At 52.0% G+C, this 17,090-nt stretch carries 16 protein-coding genes; 5 read left to right on the top strand and 11 right to left on the bottom strand.

From position 1 onward, the window contains the following. Window positions 1-160: 160 nt before the first annotated feature. From K2F33_RS11645 to K2F33_RS11630, 4 genes are all read right to left on the bottom strand, one after another. On the bottom strand, window positions 161-1,051 hold the full coding sequence (locus tag K2F33_RS11645) for an alpha/beta fold hydrolase (protein WP_318672622.1): 891 nt from the start codon (window positions 1,049-1,051) through the stop codon (window positions 161-163). A 32-nt stretch (window positions 1,052-1,083) separates the two neighbouring features. Beyond that, complete coding sequence (locus tag K2F33_RS11640) at window positions 1,084-1,698, bottom strand: DUF2239 family protein (protein ID WP_263881742.1); 615 nt, start codon at window positions 1,696-1,698, stop codon at window positions 1,084-1,086. 169 nt (window positions 1,699-1,867) lie between these two features. Continuing rightward, on the bottom strand, window positions 1,868-2,167 hold the full coding sequence (locus tag K2F33_RS11635; RefSeq protein ID WP_263881741.1) for a hypothetical protein: 300 nt from the start codon (window positions 2,165-2,167) through the stop codon (window positions 1,868-1,870). A gap of 9 nt (window positions 2,168-2,176) precedes the next feature. Next, window positions 2,177-2,626, bottom strand: a complete 450-nt coding sequence (locus tag K2F33_RS11630) for a MerR family transcriptional regulator (protein ID WP_263881740.1) — start codon at window positions 2,624-2,626, stop codon at window positions 2,177-2,179. 172 nt (window positions 2,627-2,798) lie between these two features. Between K2F33_RS11630 and K2F33_RS11625 the strand changes: the two genes are divergently transcribed. Beyond that, entirely contained in the window at window positions 2,799-3,650 is an 852-nt protein-coding gene (locus K2F33_RS11625; RefSeq protein ID WP_263881738.1) for an aldo/keto reductase, read from the top strand. A 117-nt stretch (window positions 3,651-3,767) separates the two neighbouring features. Here K2F33_RS11625 and K2F33_RS11620 read toward each other — a convergent pair whose 3' ends face one another. Continuing rightward, entirely contained in the window at window positions 3,768-4,691 is a 924-nt protein-coding gene (locus K2F33_RS11620; protein WP_263881737.1) for a DMT family transporter, read from the bottom strand. Between the two features lie 117 nt (window positions 4,692-4,808). On the opposite strand from K2F33_RS11620, the gene K2F33_RS11615 reads away from it, so the two are divergent. After that, window positions 4,809-5,708 (top strand): LysR family transcriptional regulator, encoded by a 900-nt coding sequence (locus K2F33_RS11615; protein ID WP_263881736.1) that lies wholly within the window; start codon window positions 4,809-4,811, stop codon window positions 5,706-5,708. Between the two features lie 125 nt (window positions 5,709-5,833). On the opposite strand, the gene K2F33_RS11610 is transcribed toward K2F33_RS11615, so the two are convergent. The 5 genes from K2F33_RS11610 to K2F33_RS11590 form a co-directional block, all read right to left on the bottom strand. Further along, window positions 5,834-8,143: a helix-turn-helix domain-containing protein gene (locus K2F33_RS11610; RefSeq protein WP_263881735.1), complete on the bottom strand. Its 2,310-nt coding sequence runs from the start codon at window positions 8,141-8,143 to the stop codon at window positions 5,834-5,836. 163 nt (window positions 8,144-8,306) lie between these two features. Further along, window positions 8,307-9,917, bottom strand: coding sequence for a type 2 periplasmic-binding domain-containing protein (locus K2F33_RS11605; RefSeq protein ID WP_263881734.1), 1,611 nt, complete (start codon window positions 9,915-9,917; stop codon window positions 8,307-8,309). A gap of 38 nt (window positions 9,918-9,955) precedes the next feature. Next, entirely contained in the window at window positions 9,956-10,840 is an 885-nt protein-coding gene (locus tag K2F33_RS11600; RefSeq protein ID WP_089548865.1) for a carbohydrate ABC transporter permease, read from the bottom strand. Further along, complete coding sequence (locus K2F33_RS11595) at window positions 10,834-11,832, bottom strand: ABC transporter permease (protein ID WP_412973978.1); 999 nt, start codon at window positions 11,830-11,832, stop codon at window positions 10,834-10,836. Before K2F33_RS11595 ends, K2F33_RS11600 begins: the two co-directional genes overlap by 7 nt. Before the next feature lie 298 nt (window positions 11,833-12,130). Beyond that, a complete protein-coding gene (locus tag K2F33_RS11590) occupies window positions 12,131-12,676 on the bottom strand; it encodes a TetR/AcrR family transcriptional regulator (protein WP_263881733.1) in 546 nt (181 codons plus the stop codon). Between the two features lie 119 nt (window positions 12,677-12,795). On the opposite strand from K2F33_RS11590, the gene K2F33_RS11585 reads away from it, so the two are divergent. From K2F33_RS11585 to K2F33_RS11580, 3 genes are all read left to right on the top strand, one after another. Beyond that, entirely contained in the window at window positions 12,796-13,806 is a 1,011-nt protein-coding gene (locus tag K2F33_RS11585; protein WP_263881732.1) for an NADP-dependent oxidoreductase, read from the top strand. Between the two features lie 2 nt (window positions 13,807-13,808). Then, window positions 13,809-14,108 (top strand): putative quinol monooxygenase, encoded by a 300-nt coding sequence (locus tag K2F33_RS33710; protein ID WP_412973977.1) that lies wholly within the window; start codon window positions 13,809-13,811, stop codon window positions 14,106-14,108. 200 nt (window positions 14,109-14,308) lie between these two features. Further along, window positions 14,309-14,713 (top strand): VOC family protein, encoded by a 405-nt coding sequence (locus K2F33_RS11580; RefSeq protein WP_200632467.1) that lies wholly within the window; start codon window positions 14,309-14,311, stop codon window positions 14,711-14,713. 75 nt (window positions 14,714-14,788) lie between these two features. On the opposite strand, the gene K2F33_RS11575 is transcribed toward K2F33_RS11580, so the two are convergent. Next, window positions 14,789-17,029: a helix-turn-helix transcriptional regulator gene (locus K2F33_RS11575; RefSeq protein ID WP_263881731.1), complete on the bottom strand. Its 2,241-nt coding sequence runs from the start codon at window positions 17,027-17,029 to the stop codon at window positions 14,789-14,791. Window positions 17,030-17,090 lie beyond the last annotated feature (61 nt).

Genomic DNA, 17,090 nt, shown 5'->3' with positions numbered 1-17,090 from the left:
CCCTGGTATTATGCTAACAGCTTTGCCTTTGGTGGATCAAATTTGCATGAAAAAAAATAGACCGCCCTTTACAAAGGTTTGCGGTCTATCTCTTGTGATCAGCACTGCGCCCCTGAGCCTGCTCAGCCCTCTGGGCATTGCGGACTCACAGAAACGCGTGTCAATTGCGGCGAGCCGTCCGCTCTATGCCATCAGCGATTTCTTCATACAGTTGATGCGGCAAGTCGTGTCCCATGCCGTCAACCAACATGAGCTCGGCGCCCGGGATGGCCGAAGCCGTGTCCTCGCCACACGCTGGCACGAACATGGGATCGTCCGCCCCATGAATGACAAGTGCGGGTACTTTGATCGTCGCCAGCCGCGGACGACGGTCACCGGAGACAGCGATCGCAGCGATTTGTCGTCCGACACTGCCTGGATCGTAGGCTCGCCGGACTTCCTCCAGAATAAGCGCCCGATAAGCGTCCTCTTCAAACGGATAGCCAGTGCCGGCAATGCGTTTGGCAAAAGAGAGGCTGTGCGCCAAAAATCCTGCTTCATCCTCAAAGGGGTTCGGCGCCGGTTGAGTCATCATCGCCATGACATCCGGGGAAGTTGGTGGAAGGGCGGGATTACCGGAACTGGACATGATGGAAGTGAGGGATAAAACCCGGTCAGGGTACTCACTGGCTGCAATCTGGGCAATCATGCCGCCCATCGACCTGCCAACGAAATGTGCCCGGTCAATGGAAAGGGCGTCGAGCAGTCCGATAGCATCGTTGGCCATGTCGTCGAGAGTGTAAGGGATGTCCGGCCGCTGTCCCGACATGAGAGCAGCCGCCAGCGCGTCAAAATCCAGCGTCCGGTAATCGCTAAAGTGTGTCGAGCAACCAACGTCGCGATTGTCAAAGCGGATCACGCGAAAGCCCCGTGCTGCCAATAGTTCACAAAACGGATCCGTCCACCGGATCATCTGGGTTCCAAGCCCGGCGATTAAGATGATCGCCTCGTCATTTTCGTTGCCAAAACTGTCATAGGCCAAATCAATGCCATTGACTTTCAAAGTGTTCATCATCATGTTCTCCTCCATCCGCATGCTTTCATTCAGAAGCTCTCTTCTGGGAACGCATTAGCGGATAATTTTTTGATATAGTCTCTGATATCAGGTGCCCAGTCATCGATATAGTGGTAAAAACGATCCACATCACCAGCATACAGTGCCCGCAGCGCTTCTTCGTAATGATGAAAGTTCCCGGCCATGGCTGTCATAAAGTAATATGTCGCTTCTTGGGACTCTCGTCTTTTGCTCTGTTCTCCACCAGCATGGCGAGCTTCATCAATGAGTTTTCGTAATGTTACCGAAGCCCCTCCAGGTTGACTCTTGAGCCATTCCCAATGCCGCGGCAATAACGTAACCTCACCGGATACAACCCCCAGCTTGGGTCGGCCGACCCGCCGTGCAGGCTGATGATCCACTTCCGTATCGGGAGGCAGGTCACCGAACTGTTCTCCTAATCGATGGAGCACGTCGTCTGTCTTCCCGCGAAAATCAACATCGATTTGCTTCCCCGAGGTATCGTCAAATATAAGCAGCTGTGTGAGGTCCCTGTCATCCAGAGTATCCTTTACCGTAGAAACAACGTGCTGCAGCGAACCACTGGCGACGACTCTCACACCCAAAAATGCCGTGCTGTAAAATCGCGTTAGGTCATTTCCCATGCCTGTATCTCCTTCTCTGATTTCTTCACTAATTATACCCGGGTAAAAATAGATAAGTCAATATTACCCGGGTAAAATAAATTTTGTCGCTCGCCCTGGTCGTTTATCCAAACACGAAGAAGCCAAGAAAGGTCAAACTCCCTTCTTGGCTTTATCCATTTTTTAAGCATTATCTGATTTCCGATTTCAGCTTATCAATATATTCTTTACCTTCTAACAGGGAAAGGCCTAAAGTTTCTCTTGCTTTTTTAATGGCTTTTACGTCTTCGCCCTCTTTTATGAGCTGACGCAGTTCATCATTTATTGGATGTTCAGGCAGTCCCGATTGTTGAGTTAACTGGTTTATGGTATATTGCATTCCTTTTATGCGACCTTCTAATTTACTCACCTTAGCCCATAAATTTATGATGATCAGGAGAGATATGATGATGAGAATGACCCCCTCGATTAACGCCTTTGACCAGCTCAAGAATATCTCTTATGCCTTCCGAGCAGAAGGCGAGTAGAATACGTCGCCATGCATATGCTGAATGTTGTCCCAGTTGCCCGGATTGGTCGTGTCTGGAGAGCGGTGCTCCAAAATGGCCTGATAGAGTTCCGTTTTTTGTTCCAAATGGGCAATGTGCCGCTGGGCTTCTTCGAGCTTAACGCGCGCGGCTTCTTTATGTTCCATGATGAGTTTGTAGCGCTGCGGAATAGACGAGTCTCCTTCGAGACAGAGATCGATGTACGTTTTGATGACTTCAATCGGCATCCCGGATTGCTTAAGGCATTTGACGCCAAGCAGCCAGTTGATCGATTCTTCGTCGAACATCCGGATGTTATTTTTATCGCGCTGTACGCTCGGCACCAGACCTTTATCCGTATAAAAGCGCACGGCGTGCTCGGTAAGTCCCGTGATCAAGGCGGCTTCTTTGACCGTATGCATGGTAATCCCCCTTGGAAAATAATTTTTGATCGAGGCTTGCCTTCGTGTTACACGAAGGTAGTAGGCTTATTGTAAAGCAAACCGGCCGTAAGCGGAAGCCCCGCTGAGGTACCCGATTCCCGGGATTCGCGGCCGTTTGCCGTTTTACACTTAACCCATGGGAGGAATGACAATGCAAACCGTGACTTTAAATAACGGAGTACAAATGCCGATCATCGGCTTCGGTGTCTACCAAATTCCCGATGCAGAAGAATGCGAGAATGTGGTATATGAAGCGCTGATGGCCGGTTACCGCCTGATCGACACCGCCTCCGGTTATCTGAATGAGGAAGCAGTCGGACGCGCGATTAAGCGCAGCGGCATACCGCGTGAGGAGCTGTTCATCACGACCAAGCTTTGGGTTCAGGATGCCGGCTACGAGAGCGCCAAACTGTCTTTTGCCAAGTCCCTGAAGAAGCTCCAGCTTGACTATCTCGATCTGTACCTGATTCACCAGCCGTTTGGTGATTACTACGGCGCTTGGCGCGCGATGGAGGACCTGTACCGCGAAGGCAAAATCAAGGCGATTGGGGTCAGCAACTTCCTGCCCGACCGTCTGATGGACCTCATTATTCATAACGAAATTGTGCCCGCCGTCAATCAGATCGAAACGCATCCGTTCTACCAACAGATCGAGAGCGCCGCTTTTATGAAGGAACAGGGAGTACAGCACCAATCGTGGTCACCGTTCGCTGAAGGACTGAACAACTTGTTCGGCAACGAAGTGCTGGCCTCCATTGCAGAAAGACACGACAAGTCCGTCGCTCAAGTCGTGCTTCGCTGGCTTGTCCAGCGTGGAATCGTTGTGATTCCAAAATCAGTGAGAAAAGAGCGTATCGTCGAAAACTTCAACATTTTCGATTTTGAGCTCCATCCAGAGGATATGGAACAAATTTCGACCCTGGATACACGGGAAAGCCAGTTCCCGTCGTACCTTGATCCGAATACCGCCAAAAGAATGGGCAATTGGAAATTGGATCTGTAACCCTTAGTTTAGACTCCCCTCTACCGCCACTACACCACAAAAGCCAAGAAGGTGCTATCCACCCTCTTGGCTTTTCCCATTCCTCTTACGGATTCTGTCACGGTATCGATAACCCCTTTAAACCACGCTTGTACGCTGCTCGCCCACCGGTTTCGTTTCGGCTTTACCCGATTTAATGAGGTTAGCAGACAGCAGCATCCCCGCAATCACGATAACGCCGCCAACGACCTGAGAGACCAGCAATGCCTGGCCGGTCATCACAGACAGGATCGCGGTGAAAATCGGCATCAGATTCATCGTGATCCCGGCTTTGCCCGGTCCGAGCACCTTGACTCCCTGGTTCCAGAACAGGAACGAACCGATGGATGGGAACAATCCCAGATAGATGACCCCGGTAATGCCGATTGCAGTAATATGCCCGGTTTGCAAAGGCTGCATAAACAGCAGCGGAACCATACAAATACCGCCGATGAAGGCTGTAAAGGCTACAAAAGTAATCGGCGGCAGATGCTGCGCCCTTTTGTTGACAATGGAATAGATGGCCCACAGGAATACGGCTATGAGTAAAATGCCATCTCCCTGGTTATAATGCGTGCTGAACACGCCAAGAAGGTGCCCCTTCGTCAATACCGTTAATACGCCCAGGAAAGATAAGACGAGTCCCACTCCCTGCCACACCGAGATCTTGTCCTTCAGGAACAACAGCGACAACACGATCATCACGGCCGGAGTCAAGCTGTTGATCAGACTGCCGTTTGTCGATGAAGTATGCTGAAGTGCTGTATAGGTAAGCAGCGTGTAGAATACAACGCCCACTAGCGAAAAGAATAATAGAAGACCCCAGTTATTTTTCCATACCTTCAGCCAATTGGGTTTCTCCACCAGCTGGGCCATCGGAATTAATACGACAGCTGCAATCGCCCAACGCAGGAAGGAAGCCCAGACCGGTGGAAAATCGGCCGTAACCGCTTTGCCGAAGATCAAATTCCCTGCCCAGAACAGATTAGCCAATACTAGAAAAAGCCATGCTTTAGCTTTCATTACCAAACACCTCTCCCCACTCGATTCCAAGTCTTTCTCTTGTTCTATAGTCATGTTACAATAAACCATATCATAAATAAAATGAATATAAATCATGAGGGAGATATCAAATTTGGTATGAACAAATCACTTCTTCAATTGATTGTGGCGATCTCGGAGACCCGAAGCTTTACGTCCGCCGGGGAAAAGATGAATATGACACAGCCTGCCGTCAGCCGTGCGGTCACCGCTCTGGAACGCGAGCTTGGGGTAACGCTGCTGATTAGAGACCGGCGTCTGGGCGTTGCCCTCACGCCAGTTGGAGAACGAATCGTACGTATCTTCCGCGAGATTCTTCAAGGGTATGATAAGGTCGACCAGGAAATCGCCAGCGAAAAAGGAATGGAAACCGGCAGCGTCCGAATCGGCGCATTCCCGGTTGCCGCTTCTTATTTTGTTCCGAAGATCATCAGCCATATCAAACAACAATATCCAAAACTCGAATTCAGCATTCTTGAAGGGACCATTGCGGACATACAGGAATGGCTGGATAACCGGGTCATTGATGTCGGATTGCTTATCCCCTCGGATAAAACGACTCACTCTTATCCCCTATATCGAGAAGGCATTTATGCCGTGATGAGAGATGATCACCCTTTGAGCGAAAAGTCCATCATCAGCCCGGAAGATTTGCGGGAAGAACCTATGCTGATCTGCAAAGCCGGTTACGAGCCTCCTGTCCTGCAATGGTTCGACAGTGCTGGGGAAGAGCCTCATATTAAGTACATTCTCTACAACTACAGAACGGCTCTTCAAATGATTGCTGCAGGCGAAGGCTTGGCCGTCATGTCTGAGCTGTCCCTGTTGGACCTGCCTCCTGGCCTTATCCTCAAACGCATCTCACCAGCAGCCTACCGTGATATTCACATCGTCTCCGGTCCTGTGGAGGACTGTACCATTGCGGTCAAAACCTTTATCGAGACCGCTCAGAAGTTGTTTCCTATCCAAGCTGAGCATGAACCCTTGATTAAACTATAGGATTTTGTCACCCAACGTTATCGTGAACTTGCATACCGTCCCTACACTACAAAAGCCAAGAGGTGATGTCCATCCTCTTGGCTTTCTCCCGTATCTCTTCGTTCGGCGGCCTGCCGTTTTGCAGTTTAACTTTTGGCAATATTGCGGTATTGGATCGGCGTGATGCCTTCGGCTTTTTTGAATTTGCGGATGAAGTTCGTCGAGTCTACGTAGCCGACCTCGTTCATAATGTCTTTGAGAGGCAAATCTGTTGTTTTCAGCAGCTTTTTCGCCTGATCCATCCGGATCGAATCAATATATTTCATCAGCGGACAGCCCGTATGATCTTTGAAAAATCGCGTCGCGTAAGACGGCGAGACGCCGAACCGGTTCGCGATCGATTCGAGATCAATCGTCTGATCCGAATACTGCTGGGCGACGTAAGCCTTGATATTCTCCAGCAGCTCGATATTCTTGCTCTCTTTCTTCGCTTCTACGTACCGGCATACGTTGCGGCATATCGAGACGACGAGACGTTCCAGTTCCTCGATCGTTTCGAAGCGCGGAACGAACAACTGCTGCATCGTTTCCCCCAAATCGTCGTCGATTTCGATTTCCAGCTCGATAAGCGTTTTCATCATATTGTTGACGATATCGAAGCAGATGCATTCCGCCGCCTCGAGCGACACGTCCATTTCCACGATATGGCCAAACGCCTCGCGAACGGCCGGTTCAACCTGAGACATGTTTCCTTGCTTGATCGCCTTCACGAGCCGGTCTATCCGTTCGACGGGGTAGACGTACTCTCCGCTTGAGCGGGGCACGATCTCGGCAAACAGAAACACCTGGTCGCCTCCCTTCACGAACCGGTACCTTGCGGCATGACTTGCTTCTACGAACGATTGCGGAACGGAGGACAAATCGTCGTAAATTCCCCCGATGCCGACAGTTACCGTAAGCCGGAAATATTGCCGGAAAAACGCCTTTGCCTTCACGGCCAGTTCCCGCAAAACGTCGGTATCGTCAAAGCCTTCGTTCAAATTGACCAAAAAAGCGATGGTACGGCCGTCCATCAGCTCGGCTCCATATCCTGCCCCAGACTCCAAGGCGAGCTCCTCGACCACCTTCATCAAGCTGAACGTCAGCACCTCCTGCATCTTCTCTGAATTGTCCTGCCGAAAGCGGTTGTAATCGTCAATCAGCACAATCATGACGGCGTAGTGGGGTTTGTCGAGCTGGATATTGGAAAATTGCAAAATATCACTCATTTCCGCTTTCGTGCTCAGCTTCCCCTTGAGCAGCGTCAGCAGCACCTGCTCGCGGAGGGTGCGGCCTTGGTTGCGCAGCTGATGCTGCAAGCTCTGCTTCTCGCTGGCCATGAGGCCGACAGCACGGGAAATGTAATCGATCTCGTCGCTCGAACGTACTAGCGGCTCAGACCGCGCTTCGCTGGAAACGATCCCGGCCAGACGCTTGAGCGGCCGGTAATGCTGGACCGAGAAGCCGAAGGCGATGGCGACCCCGATTAGGAAAACGGCCGCGATGGTTATGCTGAATATGCCGCGCTTCTCATTCACTTTCCGCATCCATTGATCGGTTGGCAGCACCGCCACGTAAGACCATTGACGGTTGCTTGACGAATGGATAAGCACCGAATATTTCCGGCCGTCCACGGACAACTCGCTGAAGGGAGACCGGTTCGGAATATCGTTGATTCGTTCGAGCAGGCGTTTGCCGGATTCGGGCGGTTCTCCTTGCGATTGACTGAAGACGATTTCGTTGCGTTCGTTCAGGATGAACAGAAATCCGTTCGACTCCGTCAGCACGCCTTGGGCCAAATCTGTCAGCGCCTGCTCGCGAATGAGGAAAAGCGCGACACCGTAAGGGACTTCCGCGTTTAGCGGGATCGGCACCATGTAGGTGGCATACCGCCGTTCCTCAAGCCGGTTGAACAGAACCGGTTCAACCCCCCGCATAAGCGGAGCGGACAACGTAACGGCCGTTTGCATAAACTCCGATGGGCTCCAATTGCGATAATGGTAGATCGAATTGAAAAACAGATCGAGTTTGTACGTTCCGCTTGCGGCATAAAGCTGTTTGGTGCCTGATCCGTTGAAGGATAACACGACATCCTCGATAAACAGGTTCGTGGACAAGTATTGCTTCAGCTCGGCAACCGCTTGCAGAGAACCGTATCCACCATCCGAGGCCATGTAGGGGGTCAGCACCGGATTGTAAGACAGCTGGGAGGCAAGCCGGTTCATTTCGTTCATGCGCAGATCGACCGCATCCCGAAATTGGCCGAGGGCGCCAACGGTCGTATGCTCCACTTCTTTGCGGAGCGTATCGAAAAAGTTTTGGTACACGACGCTGCTGACGGCAACGAGCAGAACGACGACCAGCACAATATAGGAGAACAGGAAGTTGTAAAATCGTTGGCTGCGGATCATGTTCATCGGGCGCTCCTCCATACCGGTTCCGGGAGTAGTCGGTACCCGGGCTTTCCAGCCGGGCACTGCTCTCCCGTCTACGATCCCTAACACTTTCGCTGTGCGGCCGTGTTTTCCGCTCGGTAATGGTCCGTTTTACCCGGCCCCACCGCTCCGGCGCCGCGTTTTATTAGTTCTTGTACCGATCATACGCGGCTTGATAAATTTGCATATAGTCGTCGAGCCGCATTTTTTTCAACGTGGCCACATAGTTATCCCACTCCGAGAATGGCGCTTTGCCGGAGACGAATTTGGCGGCCATTTCGGTTACGTACGTATTGATGTCGGCGGTTAGGGCGGACATTTTTGTACTTTCCTCGGCGGTATAGCTGAATGTCGGCCAAACCTCCTTCGGCATGTACTGCTTGAACTTCTCCGCCGCCTGGATCGATTCCGGCTGCGATTCGGCACCTTTGAAAAACTTTTGCTGCACCATGTTCGGGTAACCGCCACCCGGCCATACGACGTATTTCACAAGCGCCTGCTCGAACGTCAGGCCATTCGGATTGGCCGTAATTTCTTTTGTATATTGAAGCTCGCCGGAGGCGGTTTTCTCGTACGACTTTCCTTCGAAGCCCATGAAGAACATTTTGCTGCCTTCCTCGCCGTACAAGTAATCCATCCAACGAACCGTTGCTTCCGGACTTTTGTTTTTGTCGGTAATGACGAACGCGCCCATACCAGCGAGAGGGGAGCCGACGGCGGAATACAATTGGTCGCCATGAGGACCTTTAAGCGCGCTTGCGCCTATATATCCCGTCTGGTTCATCAGCGTGTACGGACTTGTCGTGATGGTAGCTCCGTATAATCCTTTTGCGCCGGTTGCATAAAATTGATTCGCTTGGATCGTAAAAATATCTTCCGCGATCAGCTTTTCGCTGTACAGTTTGTTTAAATATTCCAGCATTTGCTTGTAGTTCGGATCGGTAGGGATGAATCTGAGCTTCCCGGCGTTGTCCATATCTACGTTAGCGTGGCCTGCCCCCCGGGTACCGAGCCCCCAAGCGCCCTTGAAGTAGTTCATTATGACCGGCAGCCCAACACTCTCGAACGGAATTTCGTCCGCTTGGTTGTTGCCGTTCGGATCTTTTTCTTTAAACGCTTTCAGCATGTTGTAGAAATCTTCGGTCGTCTCCGGCTCCTTTAAGCCAAGCTTGTCGAGCCATTCTTTCTTGATCCACATTTTTCCTCCGGCGAGCACGGAAGTAAACTGCGGGTCGTAGATGGTCGGGAAGGAATAAATATTGCCGTCTGGCATTGTCAGCCCTTTGCGTACCTCCGGGTATTGATCCAATAGCTTTTTGAGATTCGGGGCATATTGGTCGATCAGGTCGTTCAGCTTGATAAATACGCCTTGCGAACCGTATTTGAGCAAATCGGTCGAAGGGATGACTGCCGTAAAGAAGGCATCCGGATAATCGCCGCCAGCCAGCATAATGTTACGCTTTTCTGTTAAGTTGTCGTTTGGCACCATCTCCCAGGTGACATGTATGTTTGTCAGCTTCTCATATTCTTGCCAGAGCATCACTTCGTTCCAGTTGGAGGCGGTCGTCGGCGCTTTCCCGGCCACCATCTTCAGGTTGATTTTTTCGGCTACGATCGGCATTCCCGTCTTATTGATGCCGGATTCTTTCGGTTTGTCGCCTACCGCTTCATTCGATCCACCCCCCGAACAAGCCGAGAGCATGCTAAGCAATACGAAGAGGGATAGCAAAGCCGCTGTCGTTTTTTTAGATTTCAAGAAAAAACCTCCTTTTTCTTTTCACTTCTTGGGTAGGATTAACCTTTTACCGCGCCGATCACAAGTCCTTTGACGAAATAGCGCTGCAGGAACGGATACAGCAGAAGGACCGGCAGATTGGCGATGATAACGACCGCGTATTTGATAGATTCACCTTCCATGACGCTTTTGGCAAGCGATTCCTCGTTTGTTTCCACCATATCCTTCAAATTACTCTGAATCAAAATCTCCCGGAGCACGAGCTGAAGCGGGTATTTGCTCCGGTCGGTCAAATAAATAAGCGCGCTGAAAAATGAATTCCAATGGGCGACGCTGTAAAACAAGGTCATGACGGCCAGGATGGGCATCGACAGCGGAAGGACGATGCGAACCAAGATTTGCAGGTTGGAGCAGCCGTCAATTTGCGCCGATTCCTGGACTTCGATGGGGATGTTTTGCTGGAAAAAGGTGCGCATAATGATGACGTTCCATATGGCGAGCGCATTCGGGATGATAAGCGCCCACATCGTGTTGACCATGCCGAGATTTTTCACCAGCAAATAGGTCGGAATGAGCCCGCCGCTGAAAAACATCGTAAATACGAAAAAGGCGGTAAAGTAGCCGCGTCCGGCCAAATCTTTGCGCGACAGCGGATAGGCGGCGAGTATCGTCATAACGATATTGATAGCCGTCCCGATAACGGTGTACAGGATCGTATTCCCGTAGCCCTGCAAAATGTCGTTGTTTTGGAACACTTTCTCGTATCCGCGGAACGTGATGCCCTTCGGCCACAGCCACACCTCTCCGCCCAAAACTTTGGAAGGATCGCTAATCGAGGCGGCCAGCACGAACAACAGCGGATACAGGACGGCGATCAGGGCGAGAACGAGCAAAGTGTGGATGATGAAACTGAGCACTCTGTCGCCAAACGTCTCTTTTACCATAAGCTCGTTTCACCAGCTTTCCGTGCAATGTAGTTGACCGTAATGAGCATGATGAAATTAACGACCGAATTGAACAGCCCTACGGCGGCAGAGAAACTGTATTGTGCTTCCAGGATGCCGCTTCGGTATACGTAGGTCGAAATGACGTCCGAGCTTTCCATATTCAGACTGTTCTGCATCAGAAACACTTTCTCGAAGCCGACACCAAGAATGGATCCGACATTCATAATGAGCAAAATCACGATGGTAGGCAATATGCCCGGCAGGTTAATATGCCAGATGCGGGCCAGCCGGCTAGCTCCGTCAACCTTGGCCGCTTCGTGCAGCTGCGGATCGATGCCGGTCAAGGCGGCCAAATAGATGATCGAGCTCCAGCCCATCTGCTGCCATACCCCGGAGAAAACGTAGATCGTTTTGAACCAGCCCGCCTCCGTCATGAACGAAATGGAATCCCCGCCCAACCACCCGATGAACAGGTTCACGATTCCATGCTGCGGCGACAAAAAAATCATCAGCATGCCGACGAGCACGACAGTCGATAAAAAATGAGGGGCATACGTTACCGTCTGAATCGTTTTCTTGAACCATTTCGCCCTCACTTCATTGATGAGCAGCGCGAGAATGATCGGGACGGGAAAGCCGACAACCAGCTCATATATTCCGATGCCAAGCGTGTTGCGGATGAGCCGCCAAAAATAGTAGCTGTCAAAAAAACGCTGGAAATGGGCGAAACCGATCCAAGGGCTGCCGGATATCCCTTTGGAAGCTATAAATTCTTTGAATGCGATCTGCACCCCATACATCGGGATGTAATGAAAGATCAAGTAATAGGCGACGACCGGCAAAAGCAGCATATACAAATCCCAGTTTTTCTTGAGCGAACGGCCTATTGCCGATCGGCGGCCAATGGCGGTCTGCGCGGAAGCCGCTTCCGGAGGAGCATGCTTCAAGAGTGCTTCACCTTCCTTCCAATTCGGGAGTGTCGCTAACATTTCTTCAAGGGGCCTCTTTGCCGTTATGGTATTTTAAAACGCTTTCATCGTCCATCAGCAATTTTTGCGGCGACCATCTATTCTTGACATCGCTGCAAGGTGATAGGCCGACATAACGAAAAACTCCCCTTTTCATGATCGACGGGGAGCAAATATATAGATTATTTTGGCCTTAAAGGGGTCGTACCCCATGCCCTTCAAGCTAGGGTTAACGTAACGACGGCAGCCGGTTTGGCCGGCTGCCGTCGTGTCATGATGGAGCTATTGTTCCCCGTTAGTTCAATTTTTTGCTGCTCGATCAATTCGTCAAGATCGCGCTCGCGATAATACGGAAGAGATGCTCAGCCCGTGGCGCGGACGAGGGCTGGTTGCTGAGCCACGCAAGCGCAGCAGCTAGCGAGAACAGGTCATCCCCATCCATGTCGGTACGCGCCAGACCTTCGGCCTGAGCACGAGTGAGAAGTCGGGTGCCTGCCGAGCGCATCGTGACGCATGAAGCGTGTAGTGCGGACTCCGGGTCCTCCTTGGCTGCCATCATCACGTCCACAACACCATGATAGTTGCCCGTAAATGTAACGACGTCGCGCAGCCACGATACGAGTGCATCATCGGGTGAACTCGCAGTTTCGAGCTCACGTGCCTTTGTCGTAAACTCGTCGAAGCTTGAGCGGAGCAAAGCTTCGAGCAGCGCCTCTCTCGTCGGGAAATGACGATACAGTGTGCCTAGCCCGACACCAGCTCTGCGAGCGATGTCGCGCAGCGATGCATCGACACCCTGCTCGGTTACAACGACGTTCGCGACTTCGAGTATGTGCTCATAGTTTTTCATTGCATCGGCTCGCATAGAATTCCTCCTTGACAATCGGAGCAGTGCTCCGTATAGTTATAAACGGAACAGTGATCCGATTATTCGGAGCACTGCTCTGGTAATTATAACTCATCTACTTGAAAGGAGAAAACAAGATGTCTATAGATACAATGAAGGCGATTCGTTTGCATGAATTCGGCGGCCCTGAGGTGCTGCGTTACGAGGAGGCGCCGCTTCCCGAGCTGAAGCCAGGTGAGGTGCTTGTGCGCGTTCACGCGGTTGGCATGAATCCCCCCGACTGGTACCTGCGTGACGGGTATAAGTCGCTTCCTCCGGAGTGGCGGCCGCCTGTGCCCTTTCCCATCATTCTGGGGTCGGACGTGTCGGGCGTCGTCGAGGCGGTAGCCACGGATGTGAAGGATTTCTCCGTCGGCGATGAAGTTTTCGGCATGGTTCGCTTTCCTAGCTTTGGGGAGAGCGCCGCTTATGCTGAGTACGTCGCCGCGCCAGCGTCGGACCTTGCACTCAAGCCGGCTGGCATCGATCACGTGCACGCTGCTGGGGCGCCGATGGCTGGCCTCACCGCGTGGCAGTTTCTGATCGATCTGGGGCACAATGAACCGAACCCGCTTCAACCGGAGATGCATCGCCCGGTGCCGCTGGACGGCAAGACGGTGCTCGTCAATGGTGCTGCGGGCGGCGTGGGGCACTTCGCGGTACAGCTGGCCAAATGGAGGGGTGCGCACGTCATCGCGGTGGCATCGGGGACGCATGAGTCGTTCCTGCGTGAGCTCGGTGCCGACGAATTCATCGACTACACCAAGAGCCTTCCCGAGGACGTCGCGCATGACATGGATCTCGTCCTTGATACCCTCGGCGGTCCGACCACCGGTCGTTTCTTGCGTACGCTCAAGCGTGGCGGCGCTTTGTTCCCGGTGTTCCTAGGCTTCTCCGACGCCGAGGAGGCCGCGAAGCTGGGCGCCACGGTCTCGATGACCCAAGTGCGCTCAAACGGCCCGCAGCTGGCGGAATTAGGGCGCTTGCTTGATGCCGGGACGGTTCGCGTCGCTATCGACAGCACGTTTCCACTTGCCGATGCTCGTAAGGCGCATGAACGTGCAGCCGGTGGGCACATTCAAGGCAAGATTGTGCTCACGGTCGTGTAACCATGATTATACTCATGGGTTACGTTCACCTAAATCCGTCTGATGTGAATGAGTTTACTGCAGACGTTCAGTCCGTCGTTTCCAGCACGAGAGCTGAAAAGGGATGTCTCTTTTATGCCTTTACTATGGAAGATGCTCGCGCCGGACGCATGCTGACGGTCCAGCGGTGGCAAGATCAAGAATCGCTGTCGGCCCATGTTGATAGACATGAGTCGGCGCCGTTTTTAAATAAATGGGGAAACCGAATGAAAATGGACATTCTAAAATACGATATCACGAACGAGCGCTCGTTCATGGAATAAAAGCCCCATCGGATCAATGAACATTTCTGCCTGTTAGTTCAAAAACGAATGTTAAAACGCTACTGACATACTGTTGTCAGTAGCGTTTTTTTATACTCGGAGTATGTAACCGTAAGAAATGGGAGATCAATGCGAAGGTTTATGACCCAAAATGATAATATACGGTACTGTATCATGGATTATAGGAAGGATGGTATTTCATGAATTTTGCTTCTGTACGCATCATTACCGACGATGTAGATCGTCTTGTCGGGTTTTATGAGAAAGTTATGGGCGTGTCGGCGGAACGCCCCGCGCCCGTCTTTGCCGAAATCGTTGGGTCATCGTGCACCCTGGCGATCGGCCACTCCCAGACGGTGCAGCTGTTCGGTGCTGGTTCCGCCGTGGCGGCCGACAATCACACAGTCATCCTCGAGTTCCGTGTCGACGATGTCGATGCCGAATACGAACGCTTGAAGCCGTTTGTGACCGAGTGGGTCAAGGAGCCAACCACGATGCCGTGGGGGAACCGTGCGGTGCTGTTTCGGGATCCCGACGGCAACCTGATTAACCTTTTCACGCCGGTGACGGAGGAAGCGATCAAACGGTTCAGCGGCAGGTCGTAAACGGATAGTTGAAGTGAGTGAGACGATAAAGAGACCAGAGACCATGGTAATGAGCTATGGTCTCTTTATTTTAACTCACCGGCATTCCGCCGACTCCACATACTCGTCTGGCTTGATTCCTTCATACCGCGCAAAGGCGCGTTTGAAGGAATACACATTTTCGTACCCCACCGTGCGTGCGACGTGATCGATGCCGCAGCTTCGCTCCCGGAGCAGCTCTTTCGCCTTCTCCATGCGCAGACGGCATACATAATCATAGAAGTTAATGCCGGTTACCTCTTTGAATATTTTAGACACCTTCGATAGGGACATATGGTACATCTCCGCCAGCTGCTTTAACGAGATGTCCGCGCTCGAATAGTTGTCGTTCACGTATTGCAGCAGCTCGCTGCCGGCCGACACCGCCGAGGACGTATTGGCATACCGCTTCCGCTCGCAAATGAGCGTGCCGACTTCGAACATATAGCTCCACATTTCTTCGATGTTCGCCGCTTTGGCCCGGCTGCAAAACTGCTTCGTGTAGATATCCGTATCCAGATTCAGCTCATGCAACACCCGCAGCATCGTCTCCATCAGCAGGGAGAGCAGCCGGCTCACGCTGGCCTCGGCCAGCTCCCGCTTGTCGTTCTCGGCATGAATTTCATGCAGAATTTGCAGGGACGTATCCAGGTTCCCGATCTTGAGGTTATTGATCAGCTGCACTTCCCAATCCGTCGGATAATAGTAATCGACACCGGCCTGAATCGTCTCCTCCTGCAGCACCTGAAAATGCTCCCGCGAGAATATGGTGTAACGCAGCCTTTCATTGGCCGTGTAATACGATTTGCTGATGCCGACCAGCCCTTGTTCAACCCCTCCGTATAAAATATCCGGATGAAATCCGCTCAGCCGCTCGATTTCGTCAGCCATCTCGGCAGCGATGCGCTCCAGCATATCATCGTCCCCAAACGGCTGCCCGGAGGACACGATCATTGCCTTATCCGCATTCGTGACCTCGAACAGCGCATAATCCAGCCCGTAACGGCTCATCGCTTTCTCCACGATCACCATCATCAGCATTTCGATCTTCCGGATTTTCTCGAAGTCGGAAAAATCGCGAATAGCGTGGAAGCTGACAAGCATCGTGCAGTAATACATCTCTTCGGTATAACCAATTCCCAGTTTCCCGAGCTCGTTCTTCTGCTGATCGTCCATAAAATATCCCTTGAGCAGGCGAAGATACAAATTCGACTTGGCGGCGTTTTCGTAATCCTGCATCGACTGCTGAAGCTTGCGGTTTTCGTGCAGCAGCCGGTCGAACGATTTTTCGATAAAATTGTATTCGGAACCCGTCACCTTGCCGTTTCGGGAGTCCTCGACCCGCGCCGCGGCGCTCAACTTGCTTAGCAGAGCCCCAAGAGGACGGTAGCTGATTTTGGCCAGCAGATAAGCCATTAACGCGCCAATAACGATGGAAATCAGGATGGCCGCCAGCGAGCTGAACAAATTGCCGATACCGATGACGCTGCTGTCCGCGTAGGAGATCGCATACTGCACATCACTGGCCTCCGAAGACAAATGAATGGGGTAGGAAGCCGCACCGCCGCGGGCTGCCGGATCATTTCGGACTTGGCTGTAAATCAGCGCATCCCGGGACGTCATGACGATCTCCTGCGATTCGATCCCCCCAAACCGGTGCATATACTCCGAAAAGTAAGCGCTATCAATAAACAATACCAAAACCGCTCGCGGATGATTCACCACCTCCAGGCTTTGCAGCACGGGGATCACGCGCTTATCGCTCCCCCACAGCTTCATGCTGACCGGAGGCATCATGGTAAAATACTGCTGCTGCGCAAAGGAGCTCTGCAGCTGCTGCTCGGCAGCTTCGTCGAATGCGACAATCGATTGAAAAAACTCCTTCAGCGGGAACATCCCCCATGAAGTCATCGCCTTCTGCTGCTCCGGAAACACCACCATGCCAAAAGAGAGAATCCCCTGTGAACTCACGCTATTGCCGAGACTGGTGCGAATGTCCAGCATCTTGGTAATATCGAATTCCTGATCGTATACATTCGTATCCTGCATCAGCTTCTTCACCCAGGATTCGTTGCTCAGCGTTTTGCCCAAGGTTTTGAGCTCATTCAGTTTATTGTCGACCAGATCGGCGATCCGCTTGGCGTCCAGAGCATGCGCTTCATGCTGCCGGCGTTTCTCCTCGACGATGTTCCGCTGCACGTTTAATGCGCTGAACACAATAATCGGGATGATCAAAATCGCGGTATAGGACAACAGAATTTTACGAAACGTGCCGCTTCCGAAGCTGCCATTGCGCACAGACTACCCCTCCCCATTAGATATGCAAAAACAGGAAAACAGCAGAGCCTCCAAAGCGAAA

Origin of the sequence: Paenibacillus sp. PSB04 (assembly GCF_025809195.1) — a bacterium.
In the GTDB taxonomy this organism is placed as follows: Bacteria; Bacillota; Bacilli; order Paenibacillales; family Paenibacillaceae; genus Paenibacillus_AQ; species Paenibacillus_AQ favisporus.
Note: the sequence above shows the minus strand (reverse complement) of the source record. Positions and strands in the feature narration are given on the sequence as shown.

What these genes read in the sequence shown, in the direction of transcription:
- K2F33_RS11630 (WP_263881740.1), bottom strand. Translation starts at nt 2,626, where the DNA reads ATGCATACGGTCAAAGAAGCCGCCTTGATCACGGGACTTACCGAGCAC.
- K2F33_RS11585 (WP_263881732.1), top strand. Translation starts at nt 12,796, where the DNA reads ATGTCTATAGATACAATGAAGGCGATTCGTTTGCATGAATTCGGCGGC.
- K2F33_RS11595 (WP_412973978.1), bottom strand. Translation starts at nt 11,832, where the DNA reads ATGTTAGCGACACTCCCGAATTGGAAGGAAGGTGAAGCACTCTTGAAG.
- K2F33_RS11645 (WP_318672622.1), bottom strand. Translation starts at nt 1,051, where the DNA reads ATGAACACTTTGAAAGTCAATGGCATTGATTTGGCCTATGACAGTTTT.
- K2F33_RS11615 (WP_263881736.1), top strand. Translation starts at nt 4,809, where the DNA reads ATGAACAAATCACTTCTTCAATTGATTGTGGCGATCTCGGAGACCCGA.
- K2F33_RS11580 (WP_200632467.1), top strand. Translation starts at nt 14,309, where the DNA reads ATGAATTTTGCTTCTGTACGCATCATTACCGACGATGTAGATCGTCTT.
- K2F33_RS11620 (WP_263881737.1), bottom strand. Translation starts at nt 4,691, where the DNA reads ATGAAAGCTAAAGCATGGCTTTTTCTAGTATTGGCTAATCTGTTCTGG.
- K2F33_RS11600 (WP_089548865.1), bottom strand. Translation starts at nt 10,840, where the DNA reads ATGGTAAAAGAGACGTTTGGCGACAGAGTGCTCAGTTTCATCATCCAC.
- K2F33_RS33710 (WP_412973977.1), top strand. Translation starts at nt 13,809, where the DNA reads ATGATTATACTCATGGGTTACGTTCACCTAAATCCGTCTGATGTGAAT.
- K2F33_RS11590 (WP_263881733.1), bottom strand. Translation starts at nt 12,676, where the DNA reads ATGCGAGCCGATGCAATGAAAAACTATGAGCACATACTCGAAGTCGCG.
- K2F33_RS11610 (WP_263881735.1), bottom strand. Translation starts at nt 8,143, where the DNA reads ATGAACATGATCCGCAGCCAACGATTTTACAACTTCCTGTTCTCCTAT.
- K2F33_RS11625 (WP_263881738.1), top strand. Translation starts at nt 2,799, where the DNA reads ATGCAAACCGTGACTTTAAATAACGGAGTACAAATGCCGATCATCGGC.
- K2F33_RS11640 (WP_263881742.1), bottom strand. Translation starts at nt 1,698, where the DNA reads ATGGGAAATGACCTAACGCGATTTTACAGCACGGCATTTTTGGGTGTG.